We start from the raw sequence: 23,043 nt of genomic DNA, 5'->3' as shown, positions 1-23,043 counted from the left end.
TGAAGGTACAGTGTTAAATTCTTTTTGGGCGAAGTATAGTTAACAATAATTATTTCAGATTTTTGTTTTGTTACATTACTGTCAGTGAATTTTAAAAAATGTTATTTTTTCTACAACGTTCCATTTAAGGGGTATAGGATAGTTCTTCTTTCGAAATGCAGATTGTTAGAGCTTTTTTGTACTGATTCAATACTAAAAATAGAGGCGGATTGTTTAAACAACAAAGCTTTGAAAAGTTTTGATATCAAGTATAACGTAGTATAGAAAAATCAGATTTACCAGAACTTTCCTATATTAATAAGCTGATAGCCATTTGTAAGTCATAACAAAGAAGTAGTGCAGATTAGCTTTGGATTGATAAAAAAGCTCTACAAGGCGAAATATTACAAATCTCATTCAATATAAAAAGTCTGTTGTACCAATGTTTAGTGGTTTTTAATAATGTTACCTTGCTTATTGACAAATATATCTTAGCCAGATGAAACAGGAATTATGGTTGATGTTAGTTAACATTACTAATGTAACTATCCATTTGAAGTTCTTTAAGGATTTGCCAATCGATTAGATTGAAGAGTGACCTTAACGTGTGTGTTGTTTACCTTTTTGTTTAGCTTGTGAGTTTCTTTTATTACAAAATTAAGCATTAAGCATAAACACTACTCACGCCAAAAAGTAGGAATAAAAAATACGAATATAGTTATAATTTCGAGACGACCGGCTAGCATGAGAAAGCTTAAAATCCATAAAGCATTATCATTAATTGTCGTGAAATTACCAGAAGGACCAATAATTTCTCCAAAACCTGGACCTATATTTGAAAGTGCAGTTAAAACGCCTGTAAAAGCAGAAGTGAAATCAAGTCCGGTGATGAGTAAAAGTGTAGTGCCGATAAGAAGACAAAACATATACAGGCATACAAACAGCAAGACAGATTGAGCAATATCACTAGATATATTTGAATGATCATAGCGAACTTTTACAACTGCATTAGGGGAAAGAAGTTTTGCCATATTTGTTTGTGCAATGCGCCAAAGAATAATTAAGCGGTTGATTTTTATACCACCAGAGGTAGAACCAGCGCACCCACCTGTAAAAGAAACAATGAAAAAAACACCAAATGCAAAAGGTCCCCAAAGTTGATAATTTTCAGCACTGTAGCCGGTAGTGCTAATGATAGATACAACGTGAAAAATCACATCAAGAAAAGCCCAATGAAAGGTAAGATGATCCTGAGATCGCAACCACACAGCTAAAGCAAAGCTAAAAAAGAAAACAATGTTTAGAAAAACGATTACTTGTGGATCAATAGAGCGTTTTGATTGGCCAGGAAGTACTAGTTTTACATAAAGCACAAAGGGTAAAGCAGAAAGCAACATGAAGATTGTTGAAACAATTAGGATAGCTGGTTTATCAGAAAAATAACCAAATGAGGCATCATGAGTTGAGAATCCAGCAGTTGCTACCGTACTCATTGCATGGTTGATGGCATCAAATAAAGTCATACCAGCAGCAAAATAAGAGAGCATGCAAGCAAGTGTTAATCCAATATAGGCAATGATAATTCCATTGGCGATTTGATTAATACGGGGCAATATTTTTTCGGATTTATCTGATGATTCCATGTGAAAAAGTTGTACTCCTCCAACACGAAGCGAAGGCAAAAGCAATAAAGCTAAACCAATAAAACCAATACCTCCTATCCAGCAGATGAGGGAACGCCATAGCAAAATACTTCGTGAGAGATTATCAAGGCCTGTGATTACGGTAGAACCTGTTGTTGTAATTCCAGAAACAGATTCAAAAATTGCTCCTGCTAAGGAAATTGGGAGTGGAGAAAGATAAAGAGGGAGAGCACCCACTATACTACCTGTTAGCCAAAGACAAATAGTCAGCATGAAACCAAGGCGTGCTGAAAAACGGCAGCTAGCACCTTTGGTTGCTAAAAGAATCAGCGTTGCTAGCATGGTAGTTATAGCACAAGAGTAAAGAAAGGCTGCCCAATTGTGGTTTCCATCGCGCAGATCTGCAAGAGCAGGCAAAAGCATTGCTATTCCCATGGTTAATGCAAAACGTGCACAGATATTGGTAATAAACTGAAAAATGACCGTTTCCTATCTCTTTTTTATTTTGTTTGTGGTTTTGTACTCATTAGTGTGTATATATTTATATAAGATGCAGTTTAGTCTCTATAGTACGCAAGCTATGATAAATTGGCAATCAACCTTTAGTAGATCTTGAAAGAAATACAGGTGAACCGTAACTTGAATTGTAAGAGAAATATTTTAAAAAGGCTACATTTTTCATCATAATTTATAGATATAAGAGGATAAAAGAGAAAGGGATTTTATGACAAAACCGCATATTCGCGTTCTTATTATTGGTTCGGGGCCGGCTGGTTATACAGCGGCAATCTATGCGGCAAGAGCAATGCTTAAGCCTGTTTTAATTACAGGAGTGCAGCAGGGTGGACAGTTGACAATTACAACCGATGTTGAAAACTACCCAGGTTTTTCTAATTCAATTCAGGGGCCATGGTTGATGGAACAAATGGCAAAACAAGCTGAGCATATGGGTACGGAAATTGTTTATGATAGTGTTATAAAAGCTGATTTATCGAAACGTCCTTTTACTTTATATGGTGATTCAGGAACACAATATTGTTGTGATGCATTGATTATTGCAACAGGAGCACAAGCTCGCTGGCTTGGTTTGGAAAGCGAACAAACCTTTATGGGCGGTGGTGTTTCTGCTTGTGCTACTTGTGACGGTTTTTTTTATCGTGATAAAGATGTTATTGTTGTCGGTGGTGGAAATACAGCTGTTGAAGAAGCACTTTATTTATCACACTTGGCTAAAAGTGTTAGTATAGTTCACCGGAGAGATCATTTTCGTGCGGAAAAAATTTTGCAAGATAGATTATTTTCTCGCGATAATGTACGTATTATTTGGGACCATATAGTAGAAGAAATTGTTGGTTTACCAGCTAATTCATCAATGGGTGCTGTTGTGACAGGAGCGCGTCTTAAAAATATTAAAACAGGTCAAGAACTTAAAGTGGATGCAGACGGGATATTTATTGCTATTGGGCATGACCCCGCTGTTTCTTTGTTTGAAGGACAATTGAAACAAAAACCAGGTGGCTATTTATGGACAGCACCAGATTCAACAGCTACAAGCATTTCTGGCGTTTTTGCTGCAGGGGATGTAGCGGATGATGTATTTCGTCAAGCTGTGACTGCTGCAGGAAGGGGATGTATGGCTGCGTTGGAGGCAGAACGGTTTTTAGATTTACAGACATAAATTTTTAAAACAGCAATTATTTAATTAGTAAAAGAGATTAGAGAAAAATTGTGACTTCACCGTTGGATTGGGATAAATTAAGAGTTTTTCACGCTGCAGCAGAAGCAGGTTCTTTTACGCATGCAGCTGAAAAGCTTCATTTGTCTCAATCAGCAATTTCACGACAGGTCGCTGCTTTAGAGCAGGATGTTGGTGTTCCCTTGTTTCAACGTCATGCGCGTGGTTTAATTTTAACAGAGCAGGGCGAAATTCTTTACCGTACCGCTTATGATGTTTTAATGAAGCTTGAAAATGCGCGTTCGCAATTAAACGAAAGCAGCAAAAAGCCAACAGGGCGTTTACGCGTTACATCAACTTTTGGAATGGGGGCGGGTTGGCTTGCAAAGCGTGTGCATGAATTTCTTAGTCTTTATCCCGATATGCAAGTACAGCTCTTGCTTGATGATAAAGAGATTGATTTAACAATACGTTATGCAGACTGCGCAGTTCGCTTACGTCAACCCCAACAACCTGGTCTTATACAAAGAAAATTATTTACGGTTCATATGCATGTTTATGCTTCAGTAAATTATATTGCAACTTATGGAAAGCCAGAAAAATTATCTGAGCTAGATTCACATCGCATTATTTCATTTGGTGAACCTGTCCCCTCTTATTTGTCTGGTTTGAATTGGTTGGAAAAAGCAGGAAGAAGTGATGGCTCTTTGCGTGTTTCAGTCTTACAAATTAATAATATTATTTCAATCAAGAATGCGCTTATGCGTGATTTTGGTATTGCTGTTCTTCCCGATTATATCGTGAATAACAATGAGAAGCTTGTACGTCTTTTTCCTGATATGATTGATATCCCTTCCTTTGATACCTTTTTTTGTTATCCTGATGCTTTGAAAAATTCGGCAAAGCTCAATGCTTTTCGAGATTATATTTTTTTAAAAGCTCGTAAATGGTCTTTTTAATAGAGTGATGTTTTTTAAATTATTGGGTAATTAAAGTAAAAAAGCTTTAATAAGTTATGCTGTTTAATGTACAGCAGCTCACTTTAAGTTTTTATTCTTCATTTTTGTAAAATGCTATAAATCTATTACTTCTTAGTTATATCTACTTCTATTACGTTTTCTTGTGTTTTTCTGCGAAGATCTGTTAGATTTGTTTTTCTCTACAGGTCTTAGCAAATTAGGTGAGTGTATACCCAGTTTTGCTTTTAAATATAAAAAATGATTCAAAACTTTTTAAAGTAAACTGTTACAAAAACGCTGAATACGCAAGCAAGCTTCTTCGAGTATTTTTTCTGATGTTGCGTAAGAAATGCGAAATGCAGGCCCAAGCCCAAAGGCAGATCCTTGCACTACAGCAACAGATTCTGATTCTAGAAGTTCTGTTACAAAGTCTTCATCATTTGCGATAATTTTCCCTCCGGGTGTCTTTTTGCCAATGAGATTTGCGCAAGAAGGGTAGACGTAAAAAGCACCTTCGGGTGTTGGACAATTAATACCAGAAGCTTGATTAAGCATGGCAACGACAAGATCACGACGCGCTTGGAAAATACTTTTATTTTGAATAATGAAATCTTGTGGTCCATTGAGTGCTTCGACAGCTGCCCATTGTGAAATGGAGCTTGTACCAGAGGTTTGTTGCCCTTGAATTGTATCCATGGCTTTAATTAATTCTTGAGGCCCACCTGCATAACCAATTCGCCAACCTGTCATTGAATAGGCTTTAGAAACACCATTCATTGTTAATGTACGATTGTAAAGCTTTGGTTCTACTTGAGCTGGAGTGACAAAAGTAAAATCTCCATATGTTAGGTGTTCATATATATCGTCGGCGAGGATATAAACATGAGGGTATTTTACTAAAATGTCTGTTAGCTTTTTTAATTCATCGTATGTGTAGGCAGCTCCTGATGGATTTGAAGGAGAGTTAAAAATAAACCATTTGGTTTTTGGAGTGATAGCAGCTTCTAGATCTTGCGGTTGGAGTTTATAAGAGAATTCTGCTTTACTTTCTACAAAGACAGGTGTGCCATCATTGATGATAACCATTTCAGGATAACTCACCCAATAGGGAGAGGGAATAATGACTTCGTCTTCTTTATTCAAAGTTGCCATAAGCGCATTAAAAAGAATTTGTTTTCCACCTGTACCGACAATGATTTGTTCTGGTGTATAATTAAGGTTATTTTCTCGTTTAAATTTGGCAGAAATTGCTTTACGCAATTCTGGAATACCAGATATGGGCGTATATTTTGTTTCTCCACGTTGAATAGCTTCAATGGCGGCTTTTTTTACATTGTCTGGAGTATCAAAATCTGGTTCTCCAGCGCTTAAGGAAATGATATCACGACCTAAATCTTTTAAATTACGCGCTTTTTGGGCAACAGCAATTGTTGCAGAAGGTTTGATGTGAGAAAGCTTATCAGCAATAAAAGCCATAATAAAATCCTTAATGATATAAGCGGGTCATTGTCGAAAATAATACTCCAATAAAAGATTATGTCGTAAGCAATAAAAAACTACAAGAAAACTCTTAGAAAAAATTTTTTTAAGCACAGATTATACAATTTTATTTTGAAATTCTGGAAGAATGTCTAAAAAGCAAATGTGAAGAAAGTCTTCTTTTATCTGGAGTAATGCAGAAGTTTACTTTGAATTTTTCTGATAAAACAGTGCTATCATTTATAGGTGAGATGAGCAATTTACACTTGAAGTTTTTTCTAGTTAATTTTTCATATCTTTTATTATTTTTCTTAAAGATTTTCACAAAAAAGAAATTATAGATAATTGTGAGCAGATTTGAAGGTAAGTGCAAAAATTCTGCAAATATTCGTTATTTTATCAAGGTAAAATATTTTAAAAAAATAAAAATCTCGCCTATGAAGACGAGATTTTAAAAAACAAAATAAGCTTGAATTTAAAGAACTGCGAGATTTCCAGCAGCAAGTTTTCCTGAACGACGATCTTGAACAACTTCATATGAAATTTTCTGCCCTTCATTAAGGTTACTCAAACCGGAGCGTTCAACAGCAGAAATATGTACGAATATATCTGCACTCCCATCATTGGGTTGGATAAAACCAAAACCTTTTGTTGTATTAAACCACTTAACTGTTCCTGTAGAAGACATAGGAAACTCCTTATATATAAAATTATCATATACTGAAGCTAAAAGCTTTCAATATGGCTTTAAATCGAAATTATGGGCAGGAGAAGTTTTGTCAAAGATGCGTATTGCACAGGAAAAAAGTCACGTAACCGAAAATCCGATCGCGATAATGATAAAAGACTTTTGAATAAGAAACAAGTCTAATCAGTATTTTATATAAAGAAAAGGTGAGTAAGAGGTTAGAAACATTATGTTTTGTAGGTGCAGTCCAAATCTTAAGAAAAATAGCTTTGTAGCGGACGTACTTCCAAATATTTGGATTTAAGTGCCTCAATAGCTTGTACTGCGGCTTCAGCTCCAGCTATTGTTGTGTAATAGGGTACTTTTTGCATGAGTGTTGCTTGGCGCAACGACTTAGAGTCTGAAATGGCACTGGCCGTATTTGTTGTATTGAAAATTAATTGGATTTGCCGATTACGAATGGCATCTTCAATATGAGGGTGGCCTTCTAGCACCTTATTAATTTTTTGGGCTTTAACGCCATGAGAGTCCAGAAATTTTTGTGTTCCACTTGTCGCTAAAACAGAAAAACCAAGCTCAGTTAAGCGTTTGACGCATTTGAGGATACGTTTTTTATCTTCATCTCTCACAGAAACAAATACAGTTCCCTCATATGGCAGATCAACACCAGCTCCAAGTTGTGCTTTAGCAAAAGCAAGCGCAAATTCGTAATCTACCCCCATAACTTCTCCGGTTGAACGCATTTCTGGACCAAGTAGCGTATCTACACCTGGAAAACGATCGAAAGGAAAAACTGCTTCTTTGACTGCGATATGCGGTTTTTGTGGCGTAGAAGGTAATCCACCGTAAGCTTGAAGTGCACTGTGAAGTTTTTCTCCTGCTATAATACGTGCAGCAATTTTAGCAATTGGTCGGCCAATGGTTTTTGCAACAAATGGAACAGTACGCGAGGCACGGGGATTAGCTTCTAAGACATAAATCGCTCCATCTTTGATGGCATATTGTACATTCATTAATCCCACAACATGAAGTGCTTGTGCTAAAGCTTTGGTTTGACGTTCTAATTCAAGGACCAATTCACGTGAAAGTGTGTTTACAGGCAAAGAACAAGCTGAATCGCCAGAATGGATACCTGCTTCTTCAATATGTTCCATAATGCCAACGACCAGTGTTTCCTCACCATCGCACAAACAATCAACATCAACTTCAATAGCTTGTGTTAGATAGGTATCAAATAAAAGTGGGTTTTTACTAAGTAATGTATTGATCTGCTTTGTTGTGTCGTTAGGATAACAGGCTTTGAGATCTTCTGAAACTAATTCAGGAACTATTTCAAGCAGATAATTTTGCAGGCTACGTTCATCGCGAATAATTTGCATGGCACGTCCACCTAAAACATAAGAAGGGCGTACAACTAATGGAAATCCTAAATCATGAGCGACAAGACGTGCTTGTTCAATTGAATGGGCAATGCCATTTTTGGGTTGTTTTAGATTAAGCTTAGATAGTAATTGTTGAAAGCGATCTCTATCTTCTGCTAGATCAATAGCATCAGGTGAAGTACCTAAAATAGGAATGTTATTTTTTTCTAATGCACTTGCTAATTTCAACGGTGTTTGTCCGCCAAATTGAACGATAATTCCAATCAACTCACCTTTTTCCTGTTCTGTTTCTAAAACAGCTAAAACATCTTCTATTGTTAAAGGTTCAAAATAAAGGCGGTCAGATGTATCATAGTCGGTTGAAACAGTTTCGGGGTTGCAGTTAATCATGATGGCTTCAAAGCCTGCATCACGCAAGGCAAAAGCAGCATGACAACAACAATAGTCAAATTCAATTCCTTGGCCGATGCGGTTTGGACCACCACCCAAAATGACAATTTTTTTGCGTTTAGAAACGTGTGCTTCTGAACATGCTACCCCTGCAAAAGGTGTTTCATAGGTTGAATACATATAAGCTGTAGGTGAAGCAAATTCAGCAGCACAAGTATCAATCCTTTTAAACACATGTTTAACATTAAGTGATTTACGTAAAGCAGTAATACTGTCTGACTCTTGTCCTGTAAGGTTAGCTAAACGTGCGTCTGAAAAGCCCATGGCTTTTAACATACGTAGATTGTCTGCATCTTGAGGAAGACCGTGAGTGCGAATACGCTGTTCCATTTCAACGATAGAAGCTATCTGTTCTAAAAACCACGGATCAATTTTACTTATTTGGTGGATTTCATTTAAGGTCAAGCCCATGCGCATTGCTTGAGCCACATAACGTAGACGATTAGGGCTTGGTATTGCGATGGCTGAACGTATAGAATTATTTTCATCACCTTCAGCATATTCAGGAAGTTCAATTTCATCAAGGCCGGTAAGACCTGTTTCAAGTCCACGGAGCGCTTTTTGCAATGATTCTTGAAAAGTACGGCCAATTGCCATAACTTCTCCTACAGATTTCATTGCGGTGGTTAAGACAGGTGATGAACCGGGAAATTTTTCAAAAGCAAAACGAGGGATTTTGGTGACAATATAATCGATAGATGGCTCAAATGACGCTGGTGTTATACCACCCGTAATATCGTTTTTTAATTCATCAAGTGTATAGCCAACCGCTAATTTAGCCGCTACCTTGGCAATTGGGAAACCTGTTGCTTTTGAAGCAAGTGCTGAAGAGCGTGAAACACGTGGGTTCATTTCAATGACAATTAAACGACCATTTTCGGGATTGACAGCAAATTGCACATTAGCTCCACCGGTTTCGACACCAATTTCACGCAATACAGCAATTGAGGCATTACGCATGATTTGGTATTCTTTATCGGTTAAAGTAAGAGCAGGGGCAACGGTAATAGAATCACCAGTGTGGACACCCATAGGATCAATATTTTCAATGGAACAAACGATAATACAATTATCCTGCTTATCGCGGACAATTTCCATTTCATATTCTTTCCATCCCAAAACACTTTCTTCAATCAGAACTTCCGTTGTAGGAGATGCTTCAAGGCCACGTTCAATGATTTCATAAAATTCAGAGCGGTTATAAGCGATACCACCACCTGTGCCACCAAGCGTGAATGAAGGGCGAATGATAACTGGAAGACCAATAATATCAAGAGCTTGAACTGCTTTAGCTGTGGCGTGTGCTATATAACGTTGTTTACGATCGGCTTCTGTATGATACCAATCGTGATCAAGTTTTTCTGATGCCTGCTCAAGTGCATCACCGGAAAGTTCAGTTTTCAGTTCAGTGCGTCTTTTTTCGTATAACCGACGATCTTCTTCCTTGAGTTCTGTGGCATTGGCTAACATAGAACGCGGTGTTTCTAAACCGATCTTTGCCATTGATTTGCGAAATAAAGCACGATCTTCGGCTTTATCAATAACGTCAGCATTAGCTCCAATCATTTCAACGTTATAGCGGTCTAAAATTCCCATGCGCTTTAATGATAAAGCTGTATTGAGTGCTGTTTGTCCTCCCATGGTAGGTAAAAGAGCGTCTGGGCGTTCATAAGCAATAATTTTAGCGACTACTTCTGGAGTGATGGGTTCAATATAAGTCGCGTTAGCTAAATCTGGATCGGTCATAATGGTGGCAGGATTAGAATTGACTAGAATAATTCGGTAGCCTTCTTCCTTTAAAGCTTTACAAGCTTGTGTGCCTGAATAGTCAAATTCACATGCCTGGCCAATAATAATAGGCCCTGCTCCAATGATAAGAATAGATTTTATATCTGTACGTTTTGGCATATTTTTTCCTATCACAAATTTCTGTGCGCAGTTGTGGCAGGCAGAATATTGAAAAATTTTAAGGCTAAACTCACTTTATAGGTTAATAAACGAGGAAAGTAATCCATAAAATGCTTTTTCCATGCTTTTTTTATAAAAATTGGAAAGCAATATTTTCTTCTTTGTTGCTGATAAACTTTATATAGCTGTGAAAGTGTGTTTTTTGATAAAAGAGGTAATAATGTATTATCGAAAAGCACGTTCAAATCCAGTGTATTGAAGACTGGTGTGTTTGATAAGATATAAACAGCTGTTGATCGTAAATAGAATTTAGACAGATAGGAAATTAAGCTGTTTGTGTACAGCAATAACTGTAGCATGCTTATATGCTGATTATCCTTATTAAATTTTTGGATGATGATTTTGATTGTGTTCTCTTTAGTATTGTGTTCATCTTTAGTTATGACGTTCAAAATAGAGCTCTCTTTTAAACACGATAATGAATGTTCAACATTGCTAGAAAGATATTTAGCTGTAATTTTCTGCTGATATAACACGTGTTAGCAAGAACTTATATTGATATTTATTTGTAGATTGCATCGTTGCTATTGATTTTATCATTATTTGGCTGATTGTAGTTTTTATTTTAATGGTGCATTCCAAACTGAATAGTGATACCAAAATCGCACACTGCGGTATTTTCTAAACTTATGTTATTGTGTATGGATTTGATTGTTCTTTTAAGAAATAACCTGCATAAATATGCAATGGGTTTATAGCAATTTTAATATTTCTTGTATGGATAAAATTGCAAAGGTTGTTACATTAAGATTTTGATTGATTTAACCAACTAAAAAAGATTTTTCAAAAGTGATGGTGTAGAAATACTAAACGTGGGCAACAAAATAATGATAATGTTTTGAAAAAAACATACACGGTTATGGAGTTTTGAAATTTATTCAAACTTCTTACGTGTGGTGAATAGTTTAGACATGGTTATAAAATTTAATAATAAGTAGTATTATATCATATTTTTTATGTTTTCCGTAACCTTTTTTTATTTTGCTATTGTTATATATGAAACTCAAGTTATGTTTTTGGGCGGCTCTAAAAATAAATAAGGTCTAAAAAACAGAGGCGAAGAAATATGCATGCTGTGAAAGATCAAAAGCTCGATCCCAAATTTATCCGTCGTGGGCTCATTTTAGTTTTTATTACTCTGTTATTGGATATTATTGGTATTGCAATTATTAGTCCTGTTTTGCCTGAATATCTTCGTCATTTGACTGGAGAGGATCTTAGTAAGGTTTCCATAAATGGGGGTATATTGCTGGCAGTCTATTCAGTAATGCAATTTTTATTTGCTCCCTTGATTGGTAATCTTTCTGACCGTTATGGTCGGCGTCCTATTTTGCTTATCTCTATTATTAGTTTTGCTATTGATAATTTTATATGCGCTATAGCATGGAGTTATTCTATGTTGTTTATTGGGCGTCTTTTATCGGGGATAAGTGGTGCTAGCTTTGCAACTTGTTCAGCGTATTTAGCAGATATATCAGATGATAAAACTCGTACACGTAATTTTGGTATGATAGGAATGGCATTTGGAGTAGGATTTATTATAGGCTCCCTTATTGGTGGCTTTTTGGGCCAATTTGAGTTGCGTTTGCCTTTTTATTTTGCAGCTGCTTGTTCATTTGTTAATTTTATTTTTGCATGGTTTATGCTCCCAGAAACTCTTGCTATGCATGATAGGCGCCGTTTTGATATTAAGCGTGCTAATCCTTTAGGTGCACTTTTGCAACTTAGACAATATCCAGCAGTTATTTGGGTGTTGTTAGCCTTTTTTCTTTATTGGCTTGCAGAAGCTGTATGGCCGAGCGTTTGGGCATTTATTGCTAAAGAACGCTATGATTGGAGCACATTTTCTATTGGATTGTCTTATAGTGTTTTTGGTGTAGGTCAGATTTTTGTGATGGTTCTCGTTTTACCATATCTTTCTAAGCGCTGGAGCGATTGGCGCATGACTATGGTAGGACTCCTTTTTTCATTAATTGCTATGCTTGGCTATATGTTTGCAGCGCAAGGGTGGATGATTTATGTTGTTTTTGTCTGTACAGTGCTTGAATATCTTGTTCATGCACCTATGCGTTCTATTGCTGCAGCACAAGTACCAGCGAATGCACAAGGGGAATTACAGGGAGCAATGACATCCATTACTTCGTTAAGCTTGATAATTGGGCCCATTTTTTATACATTTCTCTTTGAGCTGTTTACACATAAAGATGCAGCATTTCATTTTTCTGGTGCGCCTTTTGCCGGGAGTTTCTGTGTGCTTTTTTTAGCCATTTTAGTATTTGCTTTCTGGGTAAGACAGTCCCTAAAAAAGCTTCCTGGAGATGTTTTACCAAAATAATTCAGTAAAATATAACTCCTGTGCTCTATAAACGAATCTAGCTATTTTGTTATTTCAAGAGCTGGTGTATTTGAATACAATAAGAATGCACCAATGTTTGATGGCAAATTCAAATTAATTAAGCTGTTTTTTATACTCTATAATCAGATTATGAAAACGCTGGAAAAGATATTGGCTATCTTGTGGTCCAGGGGAAGCTTCAGGATGATGTTGAACAGAGAAAACGGGCTTTCCAATAATTTGAATGCCACAATTTGAGCCATCAAAAAGAGAAATATGTGTTTCTTCAACATGTTTTGGTAGAGACGCTGCATCTACAGTAAAACTATGATTCATTGACGTAATTTCTACTTTTCCAGTGGTGAGGTCTTTTACAGGGTGGTTTGCTCCATGATGTCCTTGATGCATTTTTATGGTTCTACCTCCAACAGAAAGGGCAAGAAGCTGATGGCCAAGGCATATGCCAAAAAGTGGAATATTACAGTCAATTAATTTTTTTATAGTTGGAACTGCATATGCGGCTGTGGCAGATGGATCTCCTGGTCCATTGGAAAGAAAAATGCCATCAGGATTCATTGCCAGAATTTCTTCTGCGTTTGTATGTGCTGGCACAATAGTAATACGCGCACCTTGTGTTGCCATAAGGCGGAGTATATTGCGCTTAATACCATAATCAATCGCAACGATATGAAAATTGCATTTACTGTTTCTACCGTAACCTTGATTCCAAGTCCACGCTTTTTCATTCCATTCCATCAACTGGTGTGATGTCACTTTTTTTGTGAGGTCGAGATTGGTGATCCCTGACCATTTTTGCATACGTTTTTTTAGAGCACTAAGATCAAAATTACCATTTAAATCGTGAGCAATAATGGCATTTTGCGCACCTTTTTCACGGATAAGAACAGTTAATGCACGTGTATCAATGCCGCAAATTGCGATGATTTGACGCATTTTAAGCCACTGATTTAAGTTTTCATTCGCACGGTAATTAGAGGGGTGAGTAATATCTGCCTTAAAAATAGCACCAACTGCACCATGGTGATTAATTGGTGTAAGATCTTCAATATCTTCACTATTTATACCTACATTGCCTATATGAGGAAAGGTAAAATTAACGATTTGTTTAGTATATGATGGATCGGTGAGAATTTCTTCATAACCTGTCATGGCAGTGTTAAAACATATTTCTGCTTCAACAATACCCGTGGCTCCTGCACCTTTGCCTTCAATAACAGTTCCATCGGCTAATACTAAAAGAGCTGTAGGTTTACTTGTGCACCAAGGTTTAGAAGATAGGGTGGTTTGTGTCATAGTGTGCGCTCACAGTTCGACGTCATACGAAAACCGCAGCCATAGCAGATGCTGTATATTATCTTGCAATGTTTTGCTTAGTTTTGAAAGTATAAGTATATTCCATAAATAGGTAAAGCCCCATTTTTAGATTTTCCGAGACTTTTATTATTATTATGCATTGTCAGATATTAAAGAGTACTAAAAGGGTGTGTACCCATTTGAACAAAATTGGATAAATTTATATTGCATTGATTAGCTTAATAAAGCGGCTCCAAATGATTTTGTAGAAGAAGAGAGAACAGGTTTTGCTCTACGTTACTTAATGGATATTATGTGATTATAAAGAATATCAGAGTATTTAGAGTGTTTGATGATGGTGAAGAAAAATAAAAGTGATAATAGTCAGAGACATTCCATTTTAACAAAAATGGTGGTTTTAGAAATCAATACGTATTTATGAATAAACTGATATTTTGGAGCTTAAAACGCAAGTAGCAGGGGTTGTTGTTTGCGATCTCTCTGCCAGTTAATAGGACACAAGGTGATTAGGTTTTTATGGTATTTTAGGTAACAAGAATTATGCTATATAGGATGGGTAAGTTATAATTTTGTTCAAAAGAAACGATTACATAGATAAGTAGATTTTTTTAAGGTTATAGTTGGTAGCGTTTCATAAACGCTTAAGTAAGTTTGTCAAATTGACTAAGAATATCTCAAGCCGTTTTTTATAACTAGTAGAACGTTAAGCTGGCAAAAAGTAGAATGAGTTATTATAAATAACGCTCATTTATATAAATATTATGAGAAAATTAGTAAAAGTAGTCAAATTAGTGAGGTTTCATTGATGGAGGGCAATGAATAAGGTCTTTGTTATTTATTGTATACTACGTTTCTTTTCAAAAGATTGATTTTTCTAATTTATATAAGGTCAGTTTTATATATTGGTGAAGCAATTAAAAACAGTTCAGTTAGCAATAGTGGTTTGTCTGCTAACCGCAAACGAGAACGGCGTGCCCATAGCGCATCTTTTCGTCCAATATGAATGTAATCACGGGTTAGTTCTTTACTGTTAAATAAATAACGCCCTAGAGGTACATTTCCCAAGTTTGTTAGTTGATTGTGATCATTTAGAGTTTCTTGTGGGATCACTGTACGCCCTAAGAGCCAGGGTTGATTGTCTCCCATTAATACAATTTCGCGTAGCCAATAACGGGAGGTGTCAGGTAAATGCTCATCCTCGTCCTCTAGCTCATCATAAGTAATGAAGCATTCACGTTGCGGTTCAATATGTATCTGAGTACAATGACGTTCCAAACGACGAGTCATAGAGCCTTGTTCCATCAACCAATTTTTGATAGTAATAGGTACTGAAGGGTCTCGATCAGATAACCACTGTAACGGTGGTAAAATGGAGTTTCTAGTTCTAGTCCTCGACATGATTCAAACTGCATGTTGCTCTAGATAATACAGGTTGTTAAAATACCTGTTATAAAGCTTTTTAATTATAATGTAGAAATACAAAAGCAGCAAGCTGATAAGGGTTGGGCAGAAATGGATTATTGGCTTTATGACTATAGTTTTAGTATTTTGCTGATAAACAAATCTAGTAGTATGATTAGCGCATTTTATTTTAATTAAGAATTTTGATTATCGATATTATACTATTTTACATTATTTTACGCAGGAAATGCTAATGATGTGAATGTGAATTACAGTAATTATTTCATACTGGACACAGTTATTATTTAAACAATTTGCTATATAGAGAAAGTTTTTAGAGAATATTAGCTAGTGTGTTAAAAATATTATTTTTCGTCTTCATATCAAGATTTTATCATTAGTTACGCTTTTAAGATTTTGGTCGCTGATAAATCAATATTAATTCTAGTGGGATGATCATTGTGCGGAATGGTTACTTGCTGTATTTAGCTGGTAGATTATAATTTTCAAAACTAAAATAGAATTTTAAGGCGGCTTAAAAAGGCACCAAAAGGTGCCTTTGAAACTAAACATTTTATGGTCGAATTTTTCGACCGACCCATATAAGAATGCAGGCGCCGATGAAACCTGAAATAAGGTAACCAAATACACCAACAAAAGTAACACCAAAAAGGCCAAAAAGAAAGCTAGCCAATGACGCTCCAATAATTCCTAGGATAATGTTTAAAAATATTCCTGTTCGACTGTTCATAAAATATTGTGCAGCCCAACCTGCAAAACCACCAATAATAATAGCTGCAATCCAGCCGATGTTTGCATCTTCCATTACGCTCTCCTTTGCCTGAATTAAACTGTAAATTCTAGTTAGGGTAAGCTTTTTAAAGGTCAAGTCTTGCTTGTTGTTTAGAAGGGTTATGGAGGCGAGAACTTTGGGGCGCTTCCTGTTCTTCTAAAATGGGATAGATCATGGAAGAAAGAAGAGAATTAATTTGTTTCAAATGATGAACACTATCAAAATACAGATTGGATATTTCTATATTTGGAACATTAATTTCATTGTAAGTATTTTTAAGCTCATTTCTTTTTCTAAATTACGGAGCTGATCTTTTTTGCGCTAATAAGTATGTACAGTATAGATATCGTATAAGATGAAAACATTAATGCAATATGCGCATTAGCTAAAACAGTTGCATGGGAATAAAGCGAGTCATTTCAACTATTATAAGTAATTGTAGACTTTTTTATTTCTTTTAACAACTAATATTTATTGATTGAGCTCATAACGGTGGAATGATCTGGATTTTCATAAAATTCCATTTTTTGCAGCATTATAATCAACAAGATACAGATATGGAGCACTTCTCACATATGACATTAGAAAACACTGTAGTTGGGCGATTAGAACACTATCATCAAGAGGTGTTTAGTTATTAAGTCAGGAGTTTTGTCAGGCTGCATTTGTACTTATATAAATAAGTTTAGTGGTTGGTTTTTAAACTCATCTTGATCGTGTTTTTTTTTGCAAGAAGGGCAAATATATTAAAATAATGTAGGCATTGTGTATTGCTGCGAAAGAAGAACCTAAATTAATGCTAAGTACCATCACAACGATAGTTGGGTATGAGTGAGATCATAATTAGCAAAATTTATTAACAAAACGATGCCTGTAATGGAATGAATGTGAAAAATAAGTTACGACTGCCACCAACAAAAAACAGAAATAAGATCTGTTGAAAGATAATGGTAGTATTAGGCAAAATTGCGCTATCACGTAAAGGTTTTATGGCAATACTTATCCATGTCAGTTCCTGTTTACACCATGCGTGTGTAACCTAAAAAGTAGAGAAATAGCACTTGCAAGATGAAGAATTACTAATGCTATTCGTGATACTTTTTCTTTCCTTTTTATGTTGAGAATGTAGTTTGATTTAAAGAACTCATATAATTAAGATTTACAGTTTTTCTTGATTTCAAATGCATGAACAAAATCATAACCGCTCGGGTTTTGAAAAAGCTTAAGACCAAAACTAGGGAGGATGGAATAAAGATGATCAAAAATATCAGCTTGAATTTGTTCATACTCTATCCAAATAGTGGTGTTCGTAAAACAATAGATTTCTAAAGGTAAACCATTTGGTGTAGGGGATAATTGCCGTATCATGAGAGTCATATTATTTGTAATATTTGGGTGATTTTGTAAATAAGATAAAATATAAGCGCGGAAAGTTCCAATGTTTGTTAAGCGACGGGTATTAGCTGGTATGTCGCGGTTTTTATCTAATTTAGCATTCCATTCATTGATTTCCGGTAATTTTTGTGCAAAATAGTTTTCTAACAGATTAAATTGCATCAAGTATTCTTGTTCTTCTTCTTTATGGAATCGGATGCTGGATTGGTCAATAAAAAGAGATCGTTTGATACGCCTTCCACCTGATTCTTGCATACCACGCCAATTTTTAAAAGGATCGGTTACAAGTTTACGAATAGGGACATTGGTAATCGTTTTATCAAAATTTTGAACTTTAACAGTGTGAAGTGCAATTTCAATTACGTCTCCATCTGCACCGAGATTGGGGATTTCAATCCAATCACCAACACGTACCATATCAGTGGATGAAATTTGGATACTTGCAACGAGAGAAAGAAGCGTGTCTTGGAAGACCAAAATCAAGACAGCTGCCATCGCACCAAGACCGGAAAAAAGGATAAGAGGAGAGCGGTCAATCAATTTAGCTAATATTAAAACAGTAGCAACAGTAAAAAGCGCAATTTTAGCGATTTGAATGTAACCTTTTATCGGTTTTAACCGCGATGTTGGTCGTTGTTCATAAAGGGTGTTAACAATATTGAGAAGTGCGGAAATTATTAAGACAATAACAAAAATAATAAAAGCATTGGAAACATTACGAATAATGGTACTAAGTGGATTAGGTAATGTAGGGATAAAATTAACACCGATTGAGAAAATAAAGGCTGAAGCAGTATTAGCCATGTGCCGAATGGTGTACTCAGTATCATTAGTTGTATCTGCGGGAAGAAAAGAAAAAAGTTGTTTTGCTTTATGAATAAGCAATTTGCGTGCTAAAATATTAATTAAAATAGCAATAAGAGTAAGGATAATAAGCCAAGAAATAGCCTCTAGTAATGGATATTGAGCAAGAAATTCGGTCACTTTTCTATCTCCAATTTCTCAAATTATTTAGGGTTGATCACTTAGAATTTGTCAACCATTTAAGAGAAGTATTGGAATTATGCTTCAAAGTAGTTAAACATACAAAAAAGAATTTTAAACTCTGTGAGAAATAATGCGTTTTCCACCTGATTTCCTTGACGAGATCCGCGGCCGATTACCGATTTCAATGGTTATTAGCCAAAGGGTGACGTTTGACCCTCGAAAAAGCAAGCCCGCACGAGGAGATTTTTGGTTTTGCTGTCCATTTCACGGTGAAAAAACTCCAAGTTTTCACTGTAATGATCGTAAAGGCTGTTATTATTGTTTTGGTTGTGGTGTGAGCGGTAATATTTTCACTTTTCTTTGTGAACTTGATGGTTTGCAGTTTTGTGAAGCTGTAGAGCGTTTGGCTGATCTTGCAGGTATGAAACTACCTCTCGTTGATCCACAAAGTTATGAACGTGAAATGCAAAAAGCCAGTCTTTATGATGTTATGGGAATGGCTACAGATTTTTTTCAGTATAACTTACATGATAAGGGGGGAGAACAGGCACGTCATTATCTTAATGAACGTGGTATGACGCCAGAGCTTATAAAACGTTTTCGGATTGGTTTTGCTCCAACAGGGCGTACAGCTTTAAAAGAAGCGTTGAGCATGCGTGGTATTTCGATAAAACAGATGGAAGATTGTGGTCTTCTTATATCGGGTGAGGATGTTACAGTTCCTTACGACCGATTTAGAAATCGTATCATGTTTCCTATTGAAGATTTACGTGGGCGTGTGGTGGCTTTTGGAGGACGTACGTTAGATAAAAGTGTGCGAGCAAAATATCTCAATAGTCCTGAAACGGTACTTTTTCATAAGGGAAATATGCTTTACAATGCAGCTTCTGCTCGCAAAAGCAAACATTCCATGGAAGAGGAAAAAGCGCATTCTATTCTCGTCGTTGAAGGCTATATGGATGTTATTGCGTTGACAAAGGCTGGTTTTGAGAAAGTCGTAGCGCCTTTGGGTACAGCATTAACAGAGGAACAAATTGCACTTTTATGGCAGATGGAATCTGATTGTGTTTTTTGTTTTGATGGAGACGATGCTGGTTTAAAAGCTGCTTTTCGTGTAGCTGATCGTGTGTTACCCCTTTTAAGGGTGGGGGTATCTGTACATTTTATTTTATTGCCACAAGGTGAAGATCCAGATGAAATTGTTCGTGCTGGTGGTGCTCCTCTTTTTAATTCTTTTTTGCAAAAATCAATTCCACTGATTGAACTTTTATGGTGGCGCGCTACTTATGGGCAACGTTTTGAAACACCAGAAGCGCGAGCAGCACTGGAACGAAGACTTAAACAAGAGGTCTTTACGATCAAAGATGAAGATGTACGACGTTATTATTTTCAAGATATAAAGAAACGACTTTTTGATTTTTTTCGTCCTCCTTTTTTACAAAAAAAGAGTGCAGCAGGATATGGTAAAAACCAAAAAAACGAAATGTTTAAAGGACAGTCTTTTTCTACTTTGGAAAATTCTAATATGGTGCGCAATATGCCGCATTCTATTCCTTTGCGTGAGGCAGTTATTTTACTAATTTTAGCTCATTATCCTGATCTTTGGTATGAGAATTTTGAAGTTCTCTCTAAGTTAGAATTAAAAAATACTGAATTAACAAATTTTCATCAATCAATGTTAGAGCTTCTTGGAAGTCAGCAGATTCATGATAAAGCAGTAATGATTACACTTTTAGAAGAAAAAGGGCAAAAGGCTATTTTAGAACGTATGAAAAATCTTGTGCAAAGCGTTGGTATGCGTACTACTTTTACTAAAGCTCCCATAGAAGATGCTCGTGCTGTATTAAAACAAGCTATCTACTTGCATCTTCGAGAACACCACCTACATAAGAGATTACAGGATATTGAGGAACAACTCATGGAAAATCCTAATAATGAGGTTTTTGATCTACTGCGTGAAACGAAAACTGAATTGGAGCAAATGCGAGCAACGGAAGCTTTGATTGAAGGGTTTGGGTGTTGGTTTGATGAAGAAACAGATGAGAGTGAGCCAAATAAGATAAAATGATTCGCTTTTTTTAAGCGAATCAGTCACCAAAGTCTAATGTGAAAAAAATCTATTGTAAGAGACGGCATTTTTGTGAAGAATGACGAGTGAACTTTAAAAAAGTGGAAATTGATTCTTACTATGGAGTGTAGAGATTATCTCAAAAGGGCTGAAAGTGTCGGGGAAACTTCTGTAGTTTTCCCGCGTTTTTATGTGGGTAAAAGCGTATATAAAGTGTGTCTTTAAAAATGAGGATTTTATCCGAGGATAAAATGCATATGAGAAATTGTTGACGCGCTAAATGAAAACGCAAAAAGCTGGTCACATAAAATCTAGTAGTGATCAAGTGGAGTTAATGGTATGGCAACAAAGGCTAAACAAAAAGATAGCGTGGCAGAAACGGGCCAAGTAAGTTTGGACAGTCCTCTTCTTGATTTTTCCGATGATGCTATCAAAAAGATGATTAAACTCGCCAAGAAAAATGGTTATGTGACAATGGATGAATTGAATGCAGTTCTTCCTTCTGAATCAGTTACATCTGAGCAAATTGAAGATACATTGGCCATGCTGTCTGAAATGGGGATTAATGTTGTAGACGACGAGGATGAAGTCGATTCTGAACCTTATGAGGAAGAAATTACGATAGAAGGTGGTGATTTAGTGGAAGCCACCAGCCGATCAATTGCAACAATATCGAAATGTGATACGACAGATCGGACTGATGATCCGGTGCGTATGTATTTGCGTGAAATGGGAGCAGTTGAATTACTTTCACGTGAGGGTGAAATTGCCATTGCCAAGCGTATTGAAGCAGGGCGTGAAACGATGATTGCGGGGCTATGTGAAAGCCCTTTAACATTTCAAGCCTTAATTATATGGCGTGAAGAATTAAATGAGAAGCGTATCCTTCTTCGTGAAATTATTGATCTTGAAATGACTTATGCTGGTCCAGAAGCCAAGCAAGCTCCTGCTATTGAACGCAGTGAAGTGGAAAGAATAAAAGAGGAAATGCCGTGTTCTAGTATGCATGATGTAGACGATCTTGCAGAAGACATTGGTGTTGAAGATGATGATGAGGATGAAGTTAACTTATCGCTTGCAGCGATGGAAAATGAGCTGTGTCCTCAGGTTATGGAAACTTTAGATTTTATTGCTGAGACGTATGTAAAACTGAGAAAGCTGCAAGATCAACACGTTGAAAGCAGTTTGGCAGATTGTAAAGAGGATGCTCTTTCATCTTCTCAAAAAAAGAAATGCACTCAATTGAAAGCTGATTTAATTCAAGCAGTAAAGTCTCTTTCTTTAAACCAAAATCGTATTGAGGCGTTGGTTGAACAGCTTTATGATATCAATAAACGGTTGGTTCATAGTGAAGGTAAATTGAAGCGGCTTGCTAACAACTATGGAGTTGGGCACGAAGATTTTTTAAAAGAATATCAAGGTCGTGAATTAGATGCAGATTGGATTAATTATATTGCAACTTTGCCAGGATCTGGCTGGAAAGAATTTTCAACTCGTGAAGCTAAAGTAATACAGAGTTTGCGCAGTGAAATACAAAGTCTTGCGCAAGAAACTGCTATCTCAATTGGGGAGTTTCGTCGGATTGTTACGCAGGTACAAAAAGGTGAGCGTGAAGCGACAATCGCTAAAAAGGAAATGGTAGAAGCCAATTTACGCCTTGTGATTTCAATTGCAAAAAGATACACTAATCGTGGTTTACAGTTTCTTGATCTCATCCAAGAAGGCAATATCGGCTTGATGAAAGCGGTCGATAAATTTGAATACCGGCGTGGATACAAATTTTCAACTTATGCAACGTGGTGGATTCGTCAGGCAATTACGCGTTCGATTGCTGATCAAGCGCGCACTATTCGTATTCCTGTTCATATGATTGAAACTATTAATAAGATTGTTCGTACATCACGTCAGATTTTGCATGAAATTGGGCGTGAACCTACGCCGGAAGAATTATCTAGCAAACTTTCTATGCCATTAGAAAAAGTGAGAAAAGTGCTTAAAATTGCAAAGGAGCCTATTTCACTTGAAACACCAGTTGGTGATGAGGATGATTCCCATTTAGGTGATTTCATTGAGGATAGAAACGCGTTGTTGCCGATTGATGCAGCTATTCAAGCTAATTTACGAGATACAACAACTCGCGTACTTGCCTCACTAACGCCACGTGAAGAACGTGTTTTACGGATGCGTTTTGGTATTGGAATGAACACTGATCACACGCTGGAAGAAGTTGGTCAGCAGTTTTCAGTTACACGTGAGCGTATTCGTCAAATTGAAGCAAAAGCGCTTCGGAAATTAAAGCATCCTAGCCGTTCACGGAAATTACGCAGTTTTCTTGATTCTTAATAATTTTACAGTATATTTCAAAAATGTACCGTTTATTGTAATGAAAAGTTTACTGTGTCATTTTTTGAAAAATTTTTTTAAAAAAATAAAAGAAGTATGCTAAATAATTGAAAAAAATACACTCTTCTTTTATCTTCGTTCAAGCAATATAATGACTTAAATA

13 protein-coding genes and 1 pseudogene are annotated in these 23,043 nt (G+C 36.2%); 5 read left to right on the top strand and 9 right to left on the bottom strand.

The features are described 5' to 3' along the window. Window positions 1-656: 656 nt before the first annotated feature. On the bottom strand, window positions 657-2,045 hold the full coding sequence (locus tag BWD121_RS04700) for a TrkH family potassium uptake protein (protein ID WP_078663583.1): 1,389 nt from the start codon (window positions 2,043-2,045) through the stop codon (window positions 657-659). Between the two features lie 301 nt (window positions 2,046-2,346). Between BWD121_RS04700 and trxB the strand changes: the two genes are divergently transcribed. Then, the gene (gene trxB / locus BWD121_RS04695; RefSeq protein WP_078663582.1) at window positions 2,347-3,300 is read left to right on the top strand and encodes a thioredoxin-disulfide reductase; all 954 of its coding nucleotides are present in this window, start codon (window positions 2,347-2,349) and stop codon (window positions 3,298-3,300) included. A 50-nt stretch (window positions 3,301-3,350) separates the two neighbouring features. Beyond that, on the top strand, window positions 3,351-4,256 hold the full coding sequence (locus BWD121_RS04690; protein ID WP_078663581.1) for a LysR family transcriptional regulator: 906 nt from the start codon (window positions 3,351-3,353) through the stop codon (window positions 4,254-4,256). 273 nt (window positions 4,257-4,529) lie between these two features. On the opposite strand, the gene BWD121_RS04685 is transcribed toward BWD121_RS04690, so the two are convergent. The 3 genes from BWD121_RS04685 to carB form a co-directional block, all read right to left on the bottom strand. Continuing rightward, a complete protein-coding gene (locus BWD121_RS04685; RefSeq protein ID WP_078663580.1) occupies window positions 4,530-5,732 on the bottom strand; it encodes a pyridoxal phosphate-dependent aminotransferase in 1,203 nt (400 codons plus the stop codon). Between the two features lie 478 nt (window positions 5,733-6,210). After that, a complete protein-coding gene (locus BWD121_RS04680; protein ID WP_078663579.1) occupies window positions 6,211-6,423 on the bottom strand; it encodes a cold-shock protein in 213 nt (70 codons plus the stop codon). A gap of 254 nt (window positions 6,424-6,677) precedes the next feature. Further along, window positions 6,678-10,163 carry a carbamoyl-phosphate synthase large subunit gene (carB, locus tag BWD121_RS04675; RefSeq protein WP_078663578.1) on the bottom strand — a complete coding sequence of 1,162 codons (3,486 nt, stop codon included), beginning with the start codon at window positions 10,161-10,163 and terminating at the stop codon, window positions 6,678-6,680. Between the two features lie 1,126 nt (window positions 10,164-11,289). Here carB and BWD121_RS04665 point away from each other — a divergent pair. Then, window positions 11,290-12,558, top strand: coding sequence for a TCR/Tet family MFS transporter (locus BWD121_RS04665; protein ID WP_197684865.1), 1,269 nt, complete (start codon window positions 11,290-11,292; stop codon window positions 12,556-12,558). A 114-nt stretch (window positions 12,559-12,672) separates the two neighbouring features. On the opposite strand, the gene carA is transcribed toward BWD121_RS04665, so the two are convergent. The 5 genes and pseudogenes from carA to BWD121_RS04645 all read right to left on the bottom strand — a co-directional run bounded on the left by carA (window position 12,673) and on the right by BWD121_RS04645 (window position 18,466). Then, window positions 12,673-13,872 carry a glutamine-hydrolyzing carbamoyl-phosphate synthase small subunit gene (carA, locus tag BWD121_RS04660; protein ID WP_078663576.1) on the bottom strand — a complete coding sequence of 400 codons (1,200 nt, stop codon included), beginning with the start codon at window positions 13,870-13,872 and terminating at the stop codon, window positions 12,673-12,675. Between the two features lie 900 nt (window positions 13,873-14,772). Then, window positions 14,773-15,291, bottom strand: a complete 519-nt coding sequence (gene ubiC / locus BWD121_RS04655) for a chorismate lyase (protein WP_078663575.1) — start codon at window positions 15,289-15,291, stop codon at window positions 14,773-14,775. A 577-nt stretch (window positions 15,292-15,868) separates the two neighbouring features. Further along, on the bottom strand, window positions 15,869-16,120 hold the full coding sequence (locus tag BWD121_RS04650; protein WP_010704039.1) for a GlsB/YeaQ/YmgE family stress response membrane protein: 252 nt from the start codon (window positions 16,118-16,120) through the stop codon (window positions 15,869-15,871). 747 nt (window positions 16,121-16,867) lie between these two features. Continuing rightward, window positions 16,868-17,090, bottom strand: a pseudogene (locus BWD121_RS08475) (Na/Pi cotransporter family protein); the annotation flags it as partial. 149 nt (window positions 17,091-17,239) lie between these two features. Beyond that, complete coding sequence (locus tag BWD121_RS04645) at window positions 17,240-18,466, bottom strand: mechanosensitive ion channel family protein (protein WP_078663574.1); 1,227 nt, start codon at window positions 18,464-18,466, stop codon at window positions 17,240-17,242. Window positions 18,467-18,599: 133 nt separating this feature from the next. Here BWD121_RS04645 and dnaG point away from each other — a divergent pair, with 133 nt between their 5' ends. Together dnaG and rpoD are read left to right on the top strand one after the other, a co-directional pair. Next, entirely contained in the window at window positions 18,600-20,537 is a 1,938-nt protein-coding gene (dnaG, locus tag BWD121_RS04640; RefSeq protein ID WP_197684864.1) for a DNA primase, read from the top strand. A gap of 339 nt (window positions 20,538-20,876) precedes the next feature. Further along, window positions 20,877-22,880, top strand: a complete 2,004-nt coding sequence (gene rpoD / locus BWD121_RS04635) for an RNA polymerase sigma factor RpoD (RefSeq protein ID WP_078663572.1) — start codon at window positions 20,877-20,879, stop codon at window positions 22,878-22,880. The last annotated feature ends 163 nt before the right edge of the window (window positions 22,881-23,043 follow it).

It is taken from the genome of Bartonella sp. WD12.1 (assembly GCF_002022415.1).
In the GTDB taxonomy this organism is placed as follows: Bacteria; Pseudomonadota; Alphaproteobacteria; order Rhizobiales; family Rhizobiaceae; genus Bartonella.
Note: the sequence above shows the minus strand (reverse complement) of the source record. Positions and strands in the feature narration are given on the sequence as shown.

Excerpts from the sequence above, each read along its gene's own strand:
- BWD121_RS04700 (WP_078663583.1), bottom strand. The coding sequence starts at position 2,045 with ATGCTTTTGCCTGCTCTTGCAGATCTGCGCGATGGAAACCACAATTGG.
- trxB (WP_078663582.1), top strand. The coding sequence starts at position 2,347 with ATGACAAAACCGCATATTCGCGTTCTTATTATTGGTTCGGGGCCGGCT.
- BWD121_RS04685 (WP_078663580.1), bottom strand. The coding sequence starts at position 5,732 with ATGGCTTTTATTGCTGATAAGCTTTCTCACATCAAACCTTCTGCAACA.
- BWD121_RS04680 (WP_078663579.1), bottom strand. The coding sequence starts at position 6,423 with ATGTCTTCTACAGGAACAGTTAAGTGGTTTAATACAACAAAAGGTTTT.
- carB (WP_078663578.1), bottom strand. The coding sequence starts at position 10,163 with ATGCCAAAACGTACAGATATAAAATCTATTCTTATCATTGGAGCAGGG.
- BWD121_RS04665 (WP_197684865.1), top strand. The coding sequence starts at position 11,290 with ATGCATGCTGTGAAAGATCAAAAGCTCGATCCCAAATTTATCCGTCGT.
- carA (WP_078663576.1), bottom strand. The coding sequence starts at position 13,872 with ATGACACAAACCACCCTATCTTCTAAACCTTGGTGCACAAGTAAACCT.
- ubiC (WP_078663575.1), bottom strand. The coding sequence starts at position 15,291 with ATGTCGAGGACTAGAACTAGAAACTCCATTTTACCACCGTTACAGTGG.
- BWD121_RS04650 (WP_010704039.1), bottom strand. The coding sequence starts at position 16,120 with ATGGAAGATGCAAACATCGGCTGGATTGCAGCTATTATTATTGGTGGT.
- dnaG (WP_197684864.1), top strand. The coding sequence starts at position 18,600 with ATGCGTTTTCCACCTGATTTCCTTGACGAGATCCGCGGCCGATTACCG.
- rpoD (WP_078663572.1), top strand. The coding sequence starts at position 20,877 with ATGGCAACAAAGGCTAAACAAAAAGATAGCGTGGCAGAAACGGGCCAA.